At 64.7% G+C, this 15,105-nt stretch carries 11 protein-coding genes and 1 pseudogene; 11 read left to right on the forward strand and 1 reads right to left on the reverse strand.

The window, feature by feature from the left end:
• Positions 1 to 82: 82 nt before the first annotated feature.
• A pseudogene (locus ACVWZ4_RS15205) lies at positions 83 to 1,679 on the reverse strand (ABC transporter substrate-binding protein).
• Positions 1,680 to 1,878: 199 nt separating this feature from the next.
• Here ACVWZ4_RS15205 and ACVWZ4_RS15210 point away from each other — a divergent pair.
• The 11 genes from ACVWZ4_RS15210 (at position 1,879) to ACVWZ4_RS15260 (ending at position 15,073) form a co-directional block, all read left to right on the forward strand.
• Positions 1,879 to 3,534 carry an ABC transporter substrate-binding protein gene (locus tag ACVWZ4_RS15210; protein ID WP_456699979.1) on the forward strand — a complete coding sequence of 552 codons (1,656 nt, stop codon included), beginning with the start codon at positions 1,879 to 1,881 and terminating at the stop codon, positions 3,532 to 3,534.
• A gap of 198 nt (positions 3,535 to 3,732) precedes the next feature.
• The gene (locus ACVWZ4_RS15215) at positions 3,733 to 4,686 is read left to right on the forward strand and encodes an ABC transporter permease (RefSeq protein ID WP_456699978.1); all 954 of its coding nucleotides are present in this window, start codon (positions 3,733 to 3,735) and stop codon (positions 4,684 to 4,686) included.
• A gap of 246 nt (positions 4,687 to 4,932) precedes the next feature.
• A complete protein-coding gene (locus ACVWZ4_RS15220) occupies positions 4,933 to 5,835 on the forward strand; it encodes an ABC transporter permease (RefSeq protein ID WP_456699977.1) in 903 nt (300 codons plus the stop codon).
• A gap of 183 nt (positions 5,836 to 6,018) precedes the next feature.
• Entirely contained in the window at positions 6,019 to 7,080 is a 1,062-nt protein-coding gene (locus tag ACVWZ4_RS15225) for an ABC transporter ATP-binding protein (protein ID WP_456740654.1), read from the forward strand.
• Entirely contained in the window at positions 7,077 to 7,274 is a 198-nt protein-coding gene (locus ACVWZ4_RS15230) for a hypothetical protein (protein WP_456699975.1), read from the forward strand. Before ACVWZ4_RS15225 ends, ACVWZ4_RS15230 begins: the two co-directional genes overlap by 4 nt.
• Complete coding sequence (locus tag ACVWZ4_RS15235; protein WP_456740655.1) at positions 7,271 to 8,686, forward strand: amidase; 1,416 nt, start codon at positions 7,271 to 7,273, stop codon at positions 8,684 to 8,686. Before ACVWZ4_RS15230 ends, ACVWZ4_RS15235 begins: the two co-directional genes overlap by 4 nt.
• Positions 8,683 to 9,657, forward strand: a complete 975-nt coding sequence (locus ACVWZ4_RS15240) for an ABC transporter ATP-binding protein (protein WP_456740656.1) — start codon at positions 8,683 to 8,685, stop codon at positions 9,655 to 9,657. Before ACVWZ4_RS15235 ends, ACVWZ4_RS15240 begins: the two co-directional genes overlap by 4 nt.
• Positions 9,658 to 9,879: 222 nt before the next feature.
• The gene (locus ACVWZ4_RS15245) at positions 9,880 to 10,149 is read left to right on the forward strand and encodes a GlsB/YeaQ/YmgE family stress response membrane protein (protein ID WP_456737075.1); all 270 of its coding nucleotides are present in this window, start codon (positions 9,880 to 9,882) and stop codon (positions 10,147 to 10,149) included.
• A gap of 252 nt (positions 10,150 to 10,401) precedes the next feature.
• Positions 10,402 to 12,150, forward strand: coding sequence for a type I secretion system permease/ATPase (locus ACVWZ4_RS15250; RefSeq protein ID WP_456740657.1), 1,749 nt, complete (start codon positions 10,402 to 10,404; stop codon positions 12,148 to 12,150).
• Positions 12,147 to 13,481 carry an HlyD family type I secretion periplasmic adaptor subunit gene (locus ACVWZ4_RS15255; protein WP_456699970.1) on the forward strand — a complete coding sequence of 445 codons (1,335 nt, stop codon included), beginning with the start codon at positions 12,147 to 12,149 and terminating at the stop codon, positions 13,479 to 13,481. Before ACVWZ4_RS15250 ends, ACVWZ4_RS15255 begins: the two co-directional genes overlap by 4 nt.
• Positions 13,482 to 13,603: 122 nt before the next feature.
• The gene (locus tag ACVWZ4_RS15260) at positions 13,604 to 15,073 is read left to right on the forward strand and encodes an AMP nucleosidase (protein ID WP_456740658.1); all 1,470 of its coding nucleotides are present in this window, start codon (positions 13,604 to 13,606) and stop codon (positions 15,071 to 15,073) included.
• The last annotated feature ends 32 nt before the right edge of the window (positions 15,074 to 15,105 follow it).

Consider the following 15,105-nt stretch of genomic DNA (forward strand, 5'->3'; position numbering starts at 1 on the left):
ACCTCTTCTGTCTCCGCGGCTGGGAGCAGAGGTGGGTTACGCCTGCGGCTAACCCACCCTGCGATGTCTGTGCTCGCCGCCTTCACTCCACCCCGATCGTCGTGAGATCCTGGAACCAGTGCTGCGCCTGCACGAACTGCTTGATCTTCGGCGACAGCGCATGCGGGTTGGTGTCGTGGACCACCCAGACCAGCGCGGCGTCGTCGACGATCAGCGCATGCGCCTGCGCGATCAAATCGTTCTGCCTGGCGGTGTCGAAGGTCTGCTTGGCCTCGTTGATCAGCGCGTCGACCTCGGGATTCCTGTAGCCGCCCCAGTTGACGCCGACAGGCGCGATCTGGTCGGAGGCAAAGAAGCGGACGATGGCATAGAGCGGGTCCGAGGTGACATAGGCGATGTTGTTGGCGGTGATGCCGGCGTTGATCTCGTCGGCGGCGCCCTTGCGCCAATGCGTATAGAGCGTTTCGAGCTCGACCACCTTGAAGTCGATGTCGATGCCGATCTCCTTGAAACTCTGCTGCAGGAATTCGTTCATCGGCAGCGACAGCATCTGGCCGGTGCCGCCCTGCGCGATGATGAAGGTGGTCTTCAGCGGCTTTTCTTTCGAATAGCCGGCTTCCTCCACCAGCTTCTTCGCTGCGGCAAGATCGTACTTCAATTCAAAGGTCGGCTTGCCGAACCACGGGCTCGAGGGGTCCACTTGTCCTTTCGCGGGCTTCGCAAGTCCGTTCATCAGGCCGACGACTTCGTCGCGGTTGATCGCGAGGTTCAGCGCCTTGCGCAGGCGGATGTCGGTCCAGGGCGAGCCCGGCAGCACGCTGAGATGATAATTCCAGACATGCGGCGTGACGTTGTCGACGATCTTCATGCCGGCGGCCTTCAGCTGCGGCACGGCATCAGGCGCCGGCGTCTCGATCAGATCGACCTGGCCTGCGAGCAGCGCGTTGGTGCGGGTCAACGCTTCCGGCATCGGCATCAGCACGATCTTGTCGACCTTCGGAATGCGCTTGGCGTTCCAATAGTCCGGATTCCTGCTGAGCTCGGCGAGCTCGCGCGGCACCAGCTTCGTCAGCTTGAACGGGCCGGTGCCGGAGGGCTGGCTGGCGAACTTGTCCCAATCCTTGCCGAGCTTCTCATACTGCGCCGGGCTCGACACCAGGAACCACAGCATCTGATAGGGAAAAAAGGAGTCCACGCGTCTTGGTCGTGATCTCCACGGTGAAGTCATCGATCCTGGCGTAGCTCGCGACCGAAGGAAGCCGCGTCTTCACCTGCGCGCTCTGCCGCTTGTCGAATTGCGGCGCCTTGTCGTTGAGCACCTTGTCGAGATTCCAGATCACCGCATCAGCGTTGAACTCGCTGCCGTCGTGAAACTTCACCCCCTTGCGAAGGGTGAAGCGCCATTTGGTCTTGTCTGAAACGTCGACCTTCCATTCGGTCGCGAGCCCCGGCACCAGCTTGCCCGGGCGTTCGGCCACGTCCATCTCCCACGCCACCAGCGGATCGTAGATCGTATAGGCCGTGAATTGATAGGCCCCGGCGCCGCGATCGGGCTGGCCCGTCGTCAGCGGAATATCCGCCATCGAGATGCCATAGCGCACCACGGTTTCGGCGCGCGCCGGGAGCGAGAATAATGCCAGTGCAAGCACCGCGAGACAGGTCGATTTGAGGATTCGCATGGCCCGAAGCTCCCAGAATAGGTGGGGCCTAACGTGCAATCTTGATGCCAGAATAGGCAGTTTTGGTTGCGCTGCATTCCCGCGATCACAAGGACTTGTCGTCGCAGAGCTAATTTGCAGAATAAGTTTCTCCTTGGCATAGCCATTGCATACGTTTGCATCAAAATTAATCAGCGATTTCATTGAGAGGACTGGGGTTATGCTTATCAAGACAACTGCGCGCGCAGCACTGATTGCTGCGCTGGCGCTGACGACTGCGGCGGCCTGGCCGCACGCGGCCAGCGCCGAGACCGTGCTGCGCATCGGCATGACGGCTGCCGACATTCCGCGCACGCTCGGCCAACCTGATCAGGGTTTTGAGGGCAACCGCTTCACTGGCGTCACCATGTATGACGCGCTCACCGGCTGGGACCTGTCCTCGGCGGACAAGGCCAGCGTGGTGATCCCCGGCCTTGCGACCGAGTGGAAGGTCGATGATGCGGACAAGACCAAATGGATCTTCAAGCTGCGCCCGGGCGTCACCTTCCATGACGGCACGCCGTTCAACGCCGATGCCGTGGTGTGGAACGTGGACAAGGTCCTGAAGCAGGACGCCCCGCAATTCGACGCCAGCCAGGTCGGCGTCACGGCCTCGCGCATGCCGACGCTGGCTTCTGCAAGGAAGATCGACGACATGACGGTCGAGCTCACCACCAAGGAACCCGACAGCTTCCTGCCGATCAACCTCACCAACCTCTTCATGGCGAGCCCGTCGAAGTGGCAGCATTTCTACGACAAGGCGGAAGGTGCTGACGCCAAGGCGAAGTCGCAGGCCGCCTGGACCGCCTTTGCCAAGGACGCCGCGGGCACCGGCCCGTGGAAGATGGCAAGCTTCACGCCGCGCGAACGGCTGGAGCTGGTCAAGAACGCTGACTATTGGGACAAGGCGCGCGTGCCCAAGATCGACAAGATGGTGCTCTTGCCGATGCCGGAAGCCAACGCGCGCACCGCGGCGCTGCTCTCCGGTCAGGTCGATTGGGTCGAGGCGCCCGCGCCCGATGCGCTGCCCGAGCTCAAGCAGCGCGGCTTCAAGCTCTACGCCAACGAGCAGCCGCATGTCTGGCCGTGGCAATTCTCGCGCGTCGAAGGCTCGCCCTGGAACGATATCCGCGTCCGCAAGGCTGCGAACCTCTGCGTCGATCGCGAAGGCCTCAAGGATGGCTTGCTGGCAGGGCTCATGGTGCCGGCGACCGGCACCTTCGAGCCCGGCCATCCCTGGCGCGGAAAACCGACCTTCGAGATCAAGTACGACAAGCCGGCCGCGCAGAAGCTGATGCAGGAAGCAGGCTTTGGTCCGAACAAGAAGCTGACGGTGAAGATCCAGACCTCGGCGTCGGGCTCGGGCCAGATGCAGCCGCTGCCCATGAACGAATATCTGCAGCAGGCACTCGCCGAATGTTATTTCGACGTGCAGCTTGATGTCATTGAGTGGAATACGCTGTTCACCAACTGGCGCCGCGGCGCCAAGGATCCCTCAGCCAACGGCTCGAACGCGACCAACGTCACCTATGCGGCAATGGATCCGTTCTTCGCACTGGTGCGCTTCCTGCAATCGAGCATGGCCCCGCCGGTCTCGAACAATTGGGGCTTTATCAACAATCCCAAGTTCGACGAGCTGGTGAAGAAGGCGCGGCAGACCTTCGATCCCGCCGCGCGCGACGCCGCACTCGCTGAACTGCACGCGGCCTCCGTCGACGACGCAGCCTTTCTCTATGTCGCCCACGACGTCGGGCCCCGCGCCATGAGCCCGAAGGTCACGGGGGTGATCCAGCCGAAGAGCTGGTTCATCGATTTCTCGCCGATTTCGATGCAGTAGTGAAGTGAGGCGAGCACGCTGGTAGGGCTCCCCTCCCCCTTGTGGGGAGGGGTTGGGGAAGGGGGTTCACACGGGCAGTCCCTCTGTGGCCACCCCCCCTCCCTGACCCTCCCCCACAAGGGGGGAGGGAACGCTCCCATCTCGCGCTCCATACGGAAGCCCGCGTTCGTATCGTGCGACATCACGTCAGGTAAGTCAGTGCTCGCCTACATCGCCAGACGTATCGTCTATGTCATCCCGATCGTCATCAGCGTCGCGCTGGTGTGCTTTCTGCTCGTGCACATCACACCGGGCGATCCGCTCGTTGCGGTGCTCCCCGCAGATGCCTCGCAGGAGCTCGCCGCGCAGCTCCGTGCCGCCTATGGTTTCGACCGGCCGTTGCCGGTGCAGTTCGGGCTGTGGTTGCTGCGTGCCCTTCATGGCGATCTCGGCAATTCCATCGCGACGGGCCGGCCCGTGCTCGCCGAGGTCATGCGCGCGGTCGGCAACACCGTCACGCTGGCGATTGCGGCGGCCATCATCGGCTTCACGATGGGCGTCCTGCTCGGGCTGATCGCCGGCTATTTCCGCGAAACCTGGATTGACAAGCTCGCGACGTCCTTTGCCATCGCCGGTGTCTCGGTGCCGCACTACTGGCTCGGCATGGTGCTGGTCATCATCTTCTCGGTGGAGCTGAACTGGCTGCCCGCGGTCGGCGCCGGGCCGAACGGCTCCAACTCCTGGGCCTGGGACTGGGCGCATCTGAGATATCTGGTGCTTCCGGCGATCACGACCTCGGTGATCCCGATGGGCATCGTCACCCGCAGCGTGCGCGCGCTCACCGGCGACATTCTCAGCCAGGATTTCGTCGAGGCGCTACGCGCCAAGGGTCTGCACGAACGAGGGGTGTTCGGTCACGTCATCAAGAATGCCGCGCCCACCGCGCTCGCCGTGATGGGGCTCCAACTCGGCTACATGCTCGGGGGCTCGATCCTGATCGAGACCGTGTTCTCGTGGCCGGGCTCGGGCTTCCTGCTCAATTCCGCGATCTTCCAGCGCGACCTGCCGCTGTTGCAGGGCACGATACTGGTGCTGGCGCTGTTCTTCGTCTTTCTCAATCTGCTGGTCGACATCGCCCAAGCTGCGATCGATCCGCGCATCAAGCGGGGCTAGCGCGATGAGCCGAGCCGTAGCTCCACGGGAGGTGCGCTCCCTCGTCCGCTTGCGGGGGAGGGTCGGGGAGAGGGTGTTTCCTCTCGCGAGAACCCCCAAGAGCAGAAAACCCTCACCCGCGCCGGAGCCTGTCATCGGGCGCGCGTTCGGCGCGACCCGTTGGGCGCGACCTCTCCCGCAAGCGGGAGAGGTGCACCGCCTCCTTGGCTTGCACCGACCGAACCAAAATTTTGCGGGGGCTAGCCGATGACCGAGCTCCCTTTGTCCGCCGCCACCGAAGCCGCGCTCCAGGCTGCGCCCGCGACCAAGGCGCGCGGCTATTGGGCGACGGTTGCCCGTCGCATCCTGCGCGACAAGGTCAGCATGGCCTGCGCCATCGTGCTGCTCTTGATCTTCATTTCCGCGATCCTCGCACCCTGGCTCGGGCTCGAGGATCCCTACAAGGGCTCGATGATCCGCCGCCTGCGCCACATCGGCACGGCGGGCTATCCGCTCGGCACCGACGAGCTTGGCCGCGATATGCTGGCGCGGCTGATCTATGGCGGCCGGCTCTCGCTCGTCATCGGCATCTTGCCCGTCATTCTCGCCTTCGGCATCGGCACCTCGCTCGGCCTCGTTGCCGGCTATGTCGGAGGCAAGCTCAACACCGCGATCATGCGCACGGTCGACGTGTTCTACGCCTTCCCTTCCGTGCTGCTGGCGATCGCGATATCAGGCGCGCTCGGCGCCGGCATCCTCAACTCCATCGTAGCGCTGACCATCGTGTTCGTGCCGCAGATCGCCCGTGTCGCCGAAAGCGTCACCACCGGCGTGCGCAACATGGATTTCGTTGAAGCCGCGCGCGCCTCGGGTGCGGGGCCATTCACGATCATGCGCGTGCACATCCTCGGCAACGTGCTCGGTTCGATCTTCGTCTATGCGACCAGTCTCATTTCAGTCTCGATGATCCTGGCGGCCGGTCTGTCCTTCCTCGGCCTCGGCACCAAGCCGCCGGAGCCGGAATGGGGCCTGATGCTGAACACGCTTCGTACCGCGATCTACGTCAATCCCTGGGTCGCAGCGCTTCCGGGCGCGATGATCTTCGCGGTGTCGATCTGCTTCAATTTGCTCTCGGACGGACTGCGCAGCGCCATGGACATCAGGAACTGAGACCATGAGAGACGATCTGAGCGCGGCGACGTCGGTGCCACACCTCTCCCGAAGGGAGAGGTCGGATTGCATCGCAACATGCAATCCGGGTGAGGGGTTACGCTCCGTCGAGTTTGCCGCGCCCCCTCACCCGCGCCTTCGGCGCGACCTCTCCCCGACGGGGAGAGGTGCGAGGCCGCGGCGATGAGCGAGACCAACACTTCCGTCGCCATGCTGGGGCAGGTCGAAGACCGCGGCGGCCTCGCGCAGCCGTTGCTGCAGGTCAGCGGTCTCACAAAACATTTTCCGGTGCGTGGCGGGCTGTTCGCCGCCAAGCGGACCGTTCGCGCCGTGGACAATGTGTCCTTCTCCGTCGCCAAGGGCGAGACGGTCGGCATCGTCGGCGAGTCCGGCTGCGGCAAGTCCACCACCGCGCGGCTGCTGATGCACCTGATGTCGCGCGATGACGGCGACATCATCTATGACGGCATGACCGTCGGACGGTCGTTGTCGCTGCGCGATCTGCGCCGCGGCATGCAGATGGTGTTCCAGGATTCCTACGCCTCACTCAATCCGCGCCTGACGATCGAGGAATCGATCGCGTTTGGGCCGAAGGTGCACGGCATGGCCCATGGTGCGGCGCACGCGCTGGCCCGCGAGCTGCTCGGCAAGGTCGGTCTGGTCCCTGCAAACTTCGCCAACCGCTATCCGCACGAAATCTCGGGCGGCCAGCGGCAGCGCGTCAACATCGCACGCGCGCTGGCGCTATCGCCGCGCCTGGTGATCCTGGATGAGGCCGTCTCGGCGCTCGACAAATCCGTCGAGGCCCAGGTGCTCAATCTGCTCGCCGATCTCAAGCGCGAATTCGGCCTGACTTATCTTTTCATCAGCCACGACCTCAACGTCGTCCGCTACATCTCGGACCGGGTGCTGGTGATGTATCTCGGCGAGGTCGTCGAGCTCGGCCCGGTCGACCAGGTCTGGGATGCGCCTGCGCATCCCTATACGCGCGCGCTTCTTGCAGCGATGCCGTCCTCTGATCCTGACAGGCGCACCGAGAAGCCGCCGATCTCGGGCGATCCACCCAATCCGATCGATCCGCCTGCGGGCTGCCGCTTCCACACCCGTTGTCCGTTTGCGGAGCCGCTCTGCGCAAATGCGACACCAAAGCTCACCGCGCTCGATAATATGGGGCACGAGGCCGCCTGCTACATGGCCATTCCGGAATCAGGCCATAGCCGTGCGCCCAAAGAGGAAACCGCATGACGAGACCGACGACAAAGGAAATCCAGGCAACGGCACGGATCGCCGGTATTCCCCTGGACGATGAGATCGCGACGCGCATCTCCAACTCCATCGGACCCGCCTTCGAAGGCTTTGCCGCCATCGCCGGCACGCTGCCGTTCGACCTCGAGCCCGCGCTCTATCCGCTTGCGCAGACCCGGAAGGTGTCGAAATGAGCGCTGAGCCTGCCTTGATGACGCTCACCGAGGTCGCGCGTGCGATCGCGATGAAGCAGGTCTCCTCGCATGAGGTCACACGCGCGCTGCTGCATCGCATCGCGCAGTGGCAGCCGCATCTCAACGCCTTCATGTCGGTCGAGCCCGAAGCCGCGCTGAAGGCGGCCGATGCCGCCGATGCCGAGCTTGCCAAGGGCGAGCTGCGTGGTCCGCTGCACGGCGTGCCGCTCGCCCACAAGGACATGTATTACGATGCGGGCAAGGTCGCGACCTGCGGCTCGCGGATCCGCCGCGATTTCGTGCCGACCGTGACGTCGACCGCCCTGCAGCGGCTCAAGGATGCCGGCCAGATCAGGCTCGGCACGCTGCATCTGGCCGAGTTCGCCTATGGGCCGACCGGGCACAACGCCCATTATGGTCCGGTGCGCAATCCCTGGAACGTCGCGCATATCACCGGCGGCTCGTCCTCTGGCTCGGGCTCGGCGGTCGCCGCGCGGCTTACTTTTGCGGCGCTGGGCTCCGACACCGGCGGCTCGATCCGCATGCCCGCGCATTTCTGCGGCGTCACGGGTCTGAAGACGACTTGGAGTCGCGTCAGCCGCGCCGGTGCGATGCCGCTGTCGCAATCGCTCGACACGGTCGGGCCGCTCGCGCGCACCGCCGAAGACTGCGCCTTGCTGCTGGCGCTGATGGCCGGCCCGGACCCCGAAGATTCGACCGCCAGCCACGAACCGCTGTCGGATTACGTCGGCGCGACCAGAGGCTCGCTGAAGGGCCTCAAAGTCGGCGTGCCCGCATCGTACTATGTCGACGATCTCGACAGCGAGGTCGCGCGCGTGCTGGACGAGACCATTGCGGTGCTCAAGCGTGACGGTGCCGACATCGTCAAGGTCGAGCTGCCGGACCAGCGGCAATTGTCTTCCGCCAGCCAGCTCGTGCTGGCAGCCGAGGCTGCCGCCTTCCACAAGCGCTGGATGATCGAACGGCCGCAGGACTACGGTTCGCAGACGCTGATGCGGCTCCAGAACGGCCTCGCGGTTCCCGCCGTCACCTATCTCGAGGCCATGCGTTGGCGTGGCCCGGCACTCGCGGCGCACAATGCGGCCGCCGCAGGTGTCGACGCGATCATCGCACCGGCATCGCCCGTCCCGGCGCCGACGATCGAGGAGAGCGACGTCGGCGGCGGGCCGAACGCACCGGCGCTGTTGCAGCGGCTGACGCTGTTCACCCGTCCGGTGAACTTTCTGGGCCTGCCGTCGCTGACCATGCCCTCCGGCTTCGCCAAAAGCGGCCTGCCGATCGGCATGCAGCTGATCGGCCGCTCCTTCGATGAGGCGACCCTGCTCACCATCGGCGCCGCGTTCCAGCGCGTCACCGACCATCACGAGAGGTTGCCCAAACTGCCGTCATGACAAAGCTCGTCGAGATCTCAGGGCTCAACATCCGCTTCACCGGCGAACGTACGGTCCACGCCGTGAACGACCTCAGTCTCTCGCTCGGCGATGGCGAGGTGCTGGGCCTGCTCGGCGAGTCCGGTTCGGGCAAGAGCGTGACCTTGCGTGCGCTGATGCGGCTGTTGCCGAAGAAGCGCACGCAGATCACGGGTCACGTCAACGTCATGGGTCGCGACGTGCTCGCCATGCAGGACGAGGAGCTGTCGTCGTACCGCGGCCGGGTCGTGTCGATGATCTTTCAGGAGCCGGCGCTCGCGCTCGATCCCGTCTACACCATCGGCGCGCAGATCGCCGAAAGCGTCGTGCGTCACGAAGGCAAGAGCTTTGCGGACGGGCGGGCGCGGGCACTGGAGATGCTCGAGGTCGTGCGCATCCCCTCGGCGAAACGGCGGCTCGATGCCTATCCGCACGAAATGTCAGGCGGCATGCGCCAGCGCGCCATGATCGCGCTCGCGCTCGCCTGCCGTCCCAAGATATTGCTGGCGGACGAGCCGACCACGGCGCTCGATGCCACCGTGCAGATCCAGATCCTGCTGCTGCTGCGCGAATTGCAGCGCGAGTTCGGCATGTCCGTCATTTTCGTCACCCACGACATCGGTGTTGCGATCGAGATCTGCGACCGCGTCGCCGTGATGTATGCGGGCCAGATCGTGGAACAGGCCAGCCTGCGCGACATCGTCCGTTCGCCGGTCCACCCCTACGCCAAGGGCCTGCTCGCCTCGACCATCCATGGCGCCAAGCGCGGCGCCCGTCTCGAAACCATCCCCGGTACGCCGCCGTCCCTGGTCGAAAAGCCCCACAACTGCTCCTTCGCCCCCCGCTGCAAGCTCGTCCAGCAGCGTTGTCTGGAGCGATTGCCTGACAGTGTCGAGGTCGGCCCGGGGAGGGCGACAAGGTGCGTGCTGGCCGGGCCGGTGGTCGTGACCTAGCCGAGAACGCGCTCGCGAACTGAGGCGCCTTCCTCCAAAAATCCTTCACGGCGGCATGGCGTTGTCAGAATCCATCCCGGGCCCGCCGTCGGATCCGTTGCTACTGTGCATGGGGTTGTTTTCGCCTTTCCGGCGCGAGCCGTCGCTCCGGGAACACCATTCAGACAGCATTCATCCCGGTTCCGGTTCCATGGCCCCGTTCACGGAGAGGGACGTCAACTTATGTACATTTCTGGTCAAAGCCTGGTCATCATCCTGTTCGTCGGCCTGGTTGCCGGCTGGCTCGCCGGCAAGGTCGTGCGGGGGAGCGGGTTCGGCATCATCGGCGACATCGTGATCGGCATCGCCGGCGCGTTCGTCGCGAGTTTCCTGTTCCCGAAGCTCGGCATCCACCTCGGCCTCGGGCTGGTTTCGGAGATCATCTATTCCGCCATCGGCGCCGTCATCCTGCTGCTGGTGGTTCGGCTGGTGCGCGGCGGCGGCCGATTCTAGCCAGGGAGCCGTTCGATCGACCTTGCGCCTCTCCCGTTGCCCGGGAGAGGCGCCGTCTTTGCCAGAAAAAGCCGCAAAGACTGTGAAAAACCGGACTTGCGCAACTGACGGTCCGGGGTAGATGTGGCGAAGGCCCGGATGAATTCGATTGCGTTACCCGCGGGGAGAACGCGATATTAGTCCGGGGCGAGCACGCCTCGATTTGCCTTTGAATTCAGGGGCTTTGCCCCTCACCCGAAAGAGATCAGACTGATGGCAGCCGTTCCCGGCCTCCGCCGTTCAGAGCTCGGTGACGCGCTGCGTGCCTGCCGCACGGCGTTCGTCGGCGTCGGCTTGATGAGCTGCATGATCAACCTGCTCTATCTGACCGGGTCGATCTTCATGCTGGAAGTCTACGACCGGGTGCTGCCGAGCCGCAGCATCCCGACACTCGTCGGCCTGATCGTCCTCGCCGGTGGCCTCTATATGGCACAGGGCGTGCTCGACATGATCCGCAGCCGCATCCTGGGACGGGTCGGCACCGCGCTGGACGAGGCGCTGAACAAGCGCGTGTTCGACACCATCGTCCGCCTGCCGCTGCGGGTCGGCAGCCGCAACGAGGGGCTGCAGCCGCTGCGCGACCTCGACAATGTCCGTTCCTTCCTCGGCAGCATGGGCCCGGGGGCATTCTTCGACCTGCCCTGGCTGCCGCTCTATCTCGGCATCTGTTTCGCCTTTCATGTCATGATCGGCCTGACCGCGCTGGTCGGCGCCGTCATCTTGGTCGGCCTGACGCTGGTCACCGAGTTCCTGTCCCGCCGGCCGGCGAAGGAGGCGATGAGCCTTGCCGCGCAGCGCAACGACCTCGCCCAGTCCAGCCGCCGCAACGCCGAAGTGCTGGTGTCGATGGGCATGACCGGCCGGCTCAACCAGCGCTGGAGCGAGGCCAACGAAAAATATCTCTCCGGCAATCAGCGTGCGAGCGACGTCGCCGGCGGCCTCGGCGCCATCGCAAAAGTGCTGCGCATGATGCTGCAATCGGCAGTGCTCGCGGTCGGCGCAACGCTCGTCATCCACCAGGAGGCGACCGCCGGTATCATCATCGCGGGTTCGATCCTGTCTGCCCGCGCGCTGGCGCCGGTCGATCTCGCGATCGCGCATTGGAAATCATTCGTCGCGGCCCGCCAGAGCTGGCATCGCCTCAGCCGCCTTCTGGAACAGATGCCGGCGCAGGCGATGCCGACGCAATTGCAGGCGCCCACCGGCCGCCTCTCGGTCGAAGGCGTCGCCATGGTGGCCCCGGGCGACCAGCGCCTCATCGTCCAGGACATCAACTTTGCGCTCGAAGCCGGCAACGGCCTCGGCGTGATCGGACCCAGCGGCTCCGGCAAATCCTCGCTGATCCGCGCGCTGGTCGGCGTCTGGCACCCGGTCCGCGGCAAGGTCCGGCTCGACGGCGCGGCGCTCGATCAATGGTCGTCCGACGTGCTCGGCCGTTACATCGGCTATCTGCCGCAGGACGTCGAATTGTTCGGTGGTACGATCGCGCAGAACATCAGCCGTTTTGATCCGGAGGCGACTTCCGACGGCATCATTTCCGCGGCCAAGGAAGCCGGCGTGCACGAGATGATCATCAAGATGCGCGAGGGCTACAATACGCAGGTCGGCGAGCAGGGCGCCTCGCTTTCCGCAGGCCAGGCCCAGCGCGTGGCGCTGGCGCGTGCGCTCTACGGCAATCCTTTCCTGATCGTGCTGGACGAGCCCAACTCCAATCTCGACACCGAGGGTGACGAGGCCCTGACGCGCGCGATCCGCAGTGTGCGCGAGCGCGGTGCCATCGTCATCGTGGTGGCGCATCGGCCGATCGGCGTCGAGGCGGTCGACCAGATCCTGGTGCTCCGCGACGGCCGGATGCAGGCCTTCGGTCCGAAGGAGCAGGTGCTCGCTCAGGTACTCCAGTCCCGCGTCGCGCCGTCCACGCCCATCAAGGTCGTCAGCGAAGGCGGAGTGGCGAAAGCATGAGCACGATGACGGTTGGCGGGACAAAGCCTGCCGCGAAGAAGGGCGTGCGGGACTCGATCAAGTTTCATCTGGTCCTCGGCCTCGGTATCGTGGCGTTCCTGGGCGTCGGCCTCGGCGGCTGGGCGTCGACGGTGCAGATCTCGGGAGCGCTGATCGCGCCGGGCCAGATCGTGGTCGAGTCCAACGTCAAGAAGGTGCAACACCCGACCGGCGGCGTGGTCGGCGAGGTGCGCGCACGCGACGGCGACGTGGTCAAGGCTGGCGACATCGTGGTGCGGCTCGACGACACCGTCACCAGGGCCAATCTCGCCATCGTCACCAAGAATCTCGACGCCGCGCAGGCGCGCGCGGCGCGGCTTCAGGCCGAGCAGCGCGGCCTCGACAAGATCGAGTTCCCTTCATCGCTGCTCGAGCGTGCCAACGATCCCGATGTCAAGGTGCTGATCGACAGCGAGAGCAAGCTGTTCGACGTCCGCGTCAACGGCCGCGCCGGTCAGAAGGCGCAGCTGCGTGAGCGCATCCAACAGCTCAATGAGGAGATCGAGGGGCTCGTCGCACAGGAGACGGCCAAGGACAAGGAGATCTCCCTGGTGCAACAAGAACTCACCGGTGTGCGCGATCTCTATGACAAGCACCTGGTGCAGATCTCGCGCCTGACCACGCTGGAGCGCGACTCTGCCCGCCTCAACGGCGAGCGCGCGCAATACATCGCCTCGCGGGCGCAGGCCAAGGGCAAGATCACCGAGACCGAGCTGCAGATCATTCAGGTCGACAAGGATATGGTGAGCGAGGTCTCCAAGGATCTGCGCGAGACCAACGACAAGATCGGCGAGCTGATCGAGCGCAAGGTCGCGGCCGAGGACCAGCTCCGCCGAGTCGACATCCGCGCCCCGCAGGACGGCATGGTGCTGCAATCGACGGTGCATACCGTCGGCGGCGTCGTCACCGCCGGCGACACCTTGATGCTGATCGTGCCGCAGACAGACGACCTCCAGGTGGAAGCCAAGGTCAATCCGGTCGATATCGACAAGCTGCAGATCGGCCAGAAGACGCTGCTACGCCTCTCCGCCTTCAATCAGCGCACCACACCCGAGCTCAACGGTGTCGTCAGTCGCGTCTCGCCCGACGTCACGACGGACCAGCGCACCGGCCAGAGCTATTATACGATCCGCGTGTCGATGTCCGCCGAAGAGGTCGCCCGGCTCGGCGATTCCAAGCTGATCCCCGGCATGCCGGTCGAAGCCTTTGTCCAGACCGGCGACCGCACCATGCTGTCGTACCTCTTGAAACCGCTGCACGACCAGTTCATGCGTGCCTTCCGCGAGAAGTGACGGGCGAAAGGCACGTCATCCTTCTTTCGTCACCGCTTGGCGCATCGCTGCACGCGCGATGACGACGCGGCTCCGATCTTGCTATAGTTCGACTCAGGTGCCTAAAACCCGACGGTCGAACCATGCAATCTCCGCCCTCCATCGCCACCAAATCCTTCACCGACGCCGGTCTCGCCGTGGCCCGTCTTGAGGAGATCTACGAACGCAACACCAAATTTCTTCGCGACCGGTTCGAGGCTTATGTCGCCGGCGAGGCGATCACGACGCGGGTGCGGGCTTATTATCCCTTTGTCCGTCTCACCACTTCGACGCATGCGCGGCTGGATTCGCGTCTCGCCTATGGCTTCGTCGCCGGCCCAGGCGTGCATGAGACCAGCGTGACGCGGCCGGATCTGTTTCGCGCCTATCTGACCGAGCAGATCGGCCTGTTGATCCAGAACCACGATGTCCCCGTCGAGATCGGCGAGTCCGCCGAGCCGATCCCGATTCACTTCGCCTATCGCCGCGACATCAACATCGAAGCCGCCATCACCACCAGCGAGAATTCGCCGGTCGCACGATCGCTGCGCGATGCGTTCGACGTGCCTGACCTGGCCACCATGGACGATTCCATCGCGGACGGCACCTTCGAGCTTCAGCCCGGCGCGCCGGAGCCGCTGTCGCTGTTCCGCGCCGCCCGCGTCGATTATTCGCTGCGGCGGCTCTACCACTACACCGGCACTGATCCCGAGCATTTCCAGAATTTCGTGATCTTCACCAACTACCAATTCTATGTCGATGCTTTCGCGCAGCTCTGCCAGCAGCGGCTTCAGTCCGGCGAGACCGGACTCGAAGCATTCGTCGCGCCCGGCAACATGATCACGCATAGCGGCGGCGCAACGACCGGAGACGCGCCCGCGCGTACGCCGCAGATGCCGGCCTTTCATCTGAAGATGCCCGGCTATCGCGGCATCAGCCTGATCAATATCGGCACCGGTCCGTCCAACGCGCGCAACGTCACCGATCATGTGGCGGTGCTGCGGCCGCATGCCTGGCTGATGCTCGGACATTGTGCCGGCTTGCGCAACACGCAGCGGCTCGGCGACTACGTGCTCGCGCATGGTTACGTGCGCGAGGACCACGTGCTCGATCGCGAGTTGCCGCTGTGGGTGCCGATCCCGGCGCTGGCCGAGATGCAGGTCGCGCTGGAGCAAGCGGTCGAGGACGTCACCGGCCTCGAGGGGTTCGAGCTCAAGCGCCTGATGCGCACCGGTACTGTCGCCAGCGTCGACAACCGCAATTGGGAGATTTCCGGGCCCGAAGTGATCCGCCGCTTGTCGCAGTCCCGCGCGGTCGCGCTGGACATGGAATCGGCCGCGATCGCCGCCAATGGTTATCGCTTCCGCGTACCCTATGGCACGCTGCTTTGTGTCTCCGACAAGCCGCTGCATGGCGAGATCAAGCTCGCAGGCATGGCCAGCGAATTCTATCGCCGCCGCGTCGGCCAGCATCTCGATATCGGGCTGAAGGCGCTGGAACGGCTCAAGCAGCAGGAATCCGAGCGGCTGCATTCGCGCAAGCTCCGCAGCTTTGCCGAAGTCGCATTCCAGTAAGGGACAATACGACTGTCATACGAACGCTGACG

This window comes from Bradyrhizobium sp. USDA 4472 (assembly GCF_054058595.1).

What these genes read in the sequence shown, in the direction of transcription:
- ACVWZ4_RS15210 (WP_456699979.1), top strand. Translation starts at nt 1,879, where the DNA reads ATGCTTATCAAGACAACTGCGCGCGCAGCACTGATTGCTGCGCTGGCG.
- ACVWZ4_RS15220 (WP_456699977.1), top strand. Translation starts at nt 4,933, where the DNA reads ATGACCGAGCTCCCTTTGTCCGCCGCCACCGAAGCCGCGCTCCAGGCT.
- ACVWZ4_RS15225 (WP_456740654.1), top strand. Translation starts at nt 6,019, where the DNA reads ATGAGCGAGACCAACACTTCCGTCGCCATGCTGGGGCAGGTCGAAGAC.
- ACVWZ4_RS15230 (WP_456699975.1), top strand. Translation starts at nt 7,077, where the DNA reads ATGACGAGACCGACGACAAAGGAAATCCAGGCAACGGCACGGATCGCC.
- ACVWZ4_RS15235 (WP_456740655.1), top strand. Translation starts at nt 7,271, where the DNA reads ATGAGCGCTGAGCCTGCCTTGATGACGCTCACCGAGGTCGCGCGTGCG.
- ACVWZ4_RS15240 (WP_456740656.1), top strand. Translation starts at nt 8,683, where the DNA reads ATGACAAAGCTCGTCGAGATCTCAGGGCTCAACATCCGCTTCACCGGC.
- ACVWZ4_RS15245 (WP_456737075.1), top strand. Translation starts at nt 9,880, where the DNA reads ATGTACATTTCTGGTCAAAGCCTGGTCATCATCCTGTTCGTCGGCCTG.
- ACVWZ4_RS15250 (WP_456740657.1), top strand. Translation starts at nt 10,402, where the DNA reads ATGGCAGCCGTTCCCGGCCTCCGCCGTTCAGAGCTCGGTGACGCGCTG.
- ACVWZ4_RS15255 (WP_456699970.1), top strand. Translation starts at nt 12,147, where the DNA reads ATGAGCACGATGACGGTTGGCGGGACAAAGCCTGCCGCGAAGAAGGGC.
- ACVWZ4_RS15260 (WP_456740658.1), top strand. Translation starts at nt 13,604, where the DNA reads ATGCAATCTCCGCCCTCCATCGCCACCAAATCCTTCACCGACGCCGGT.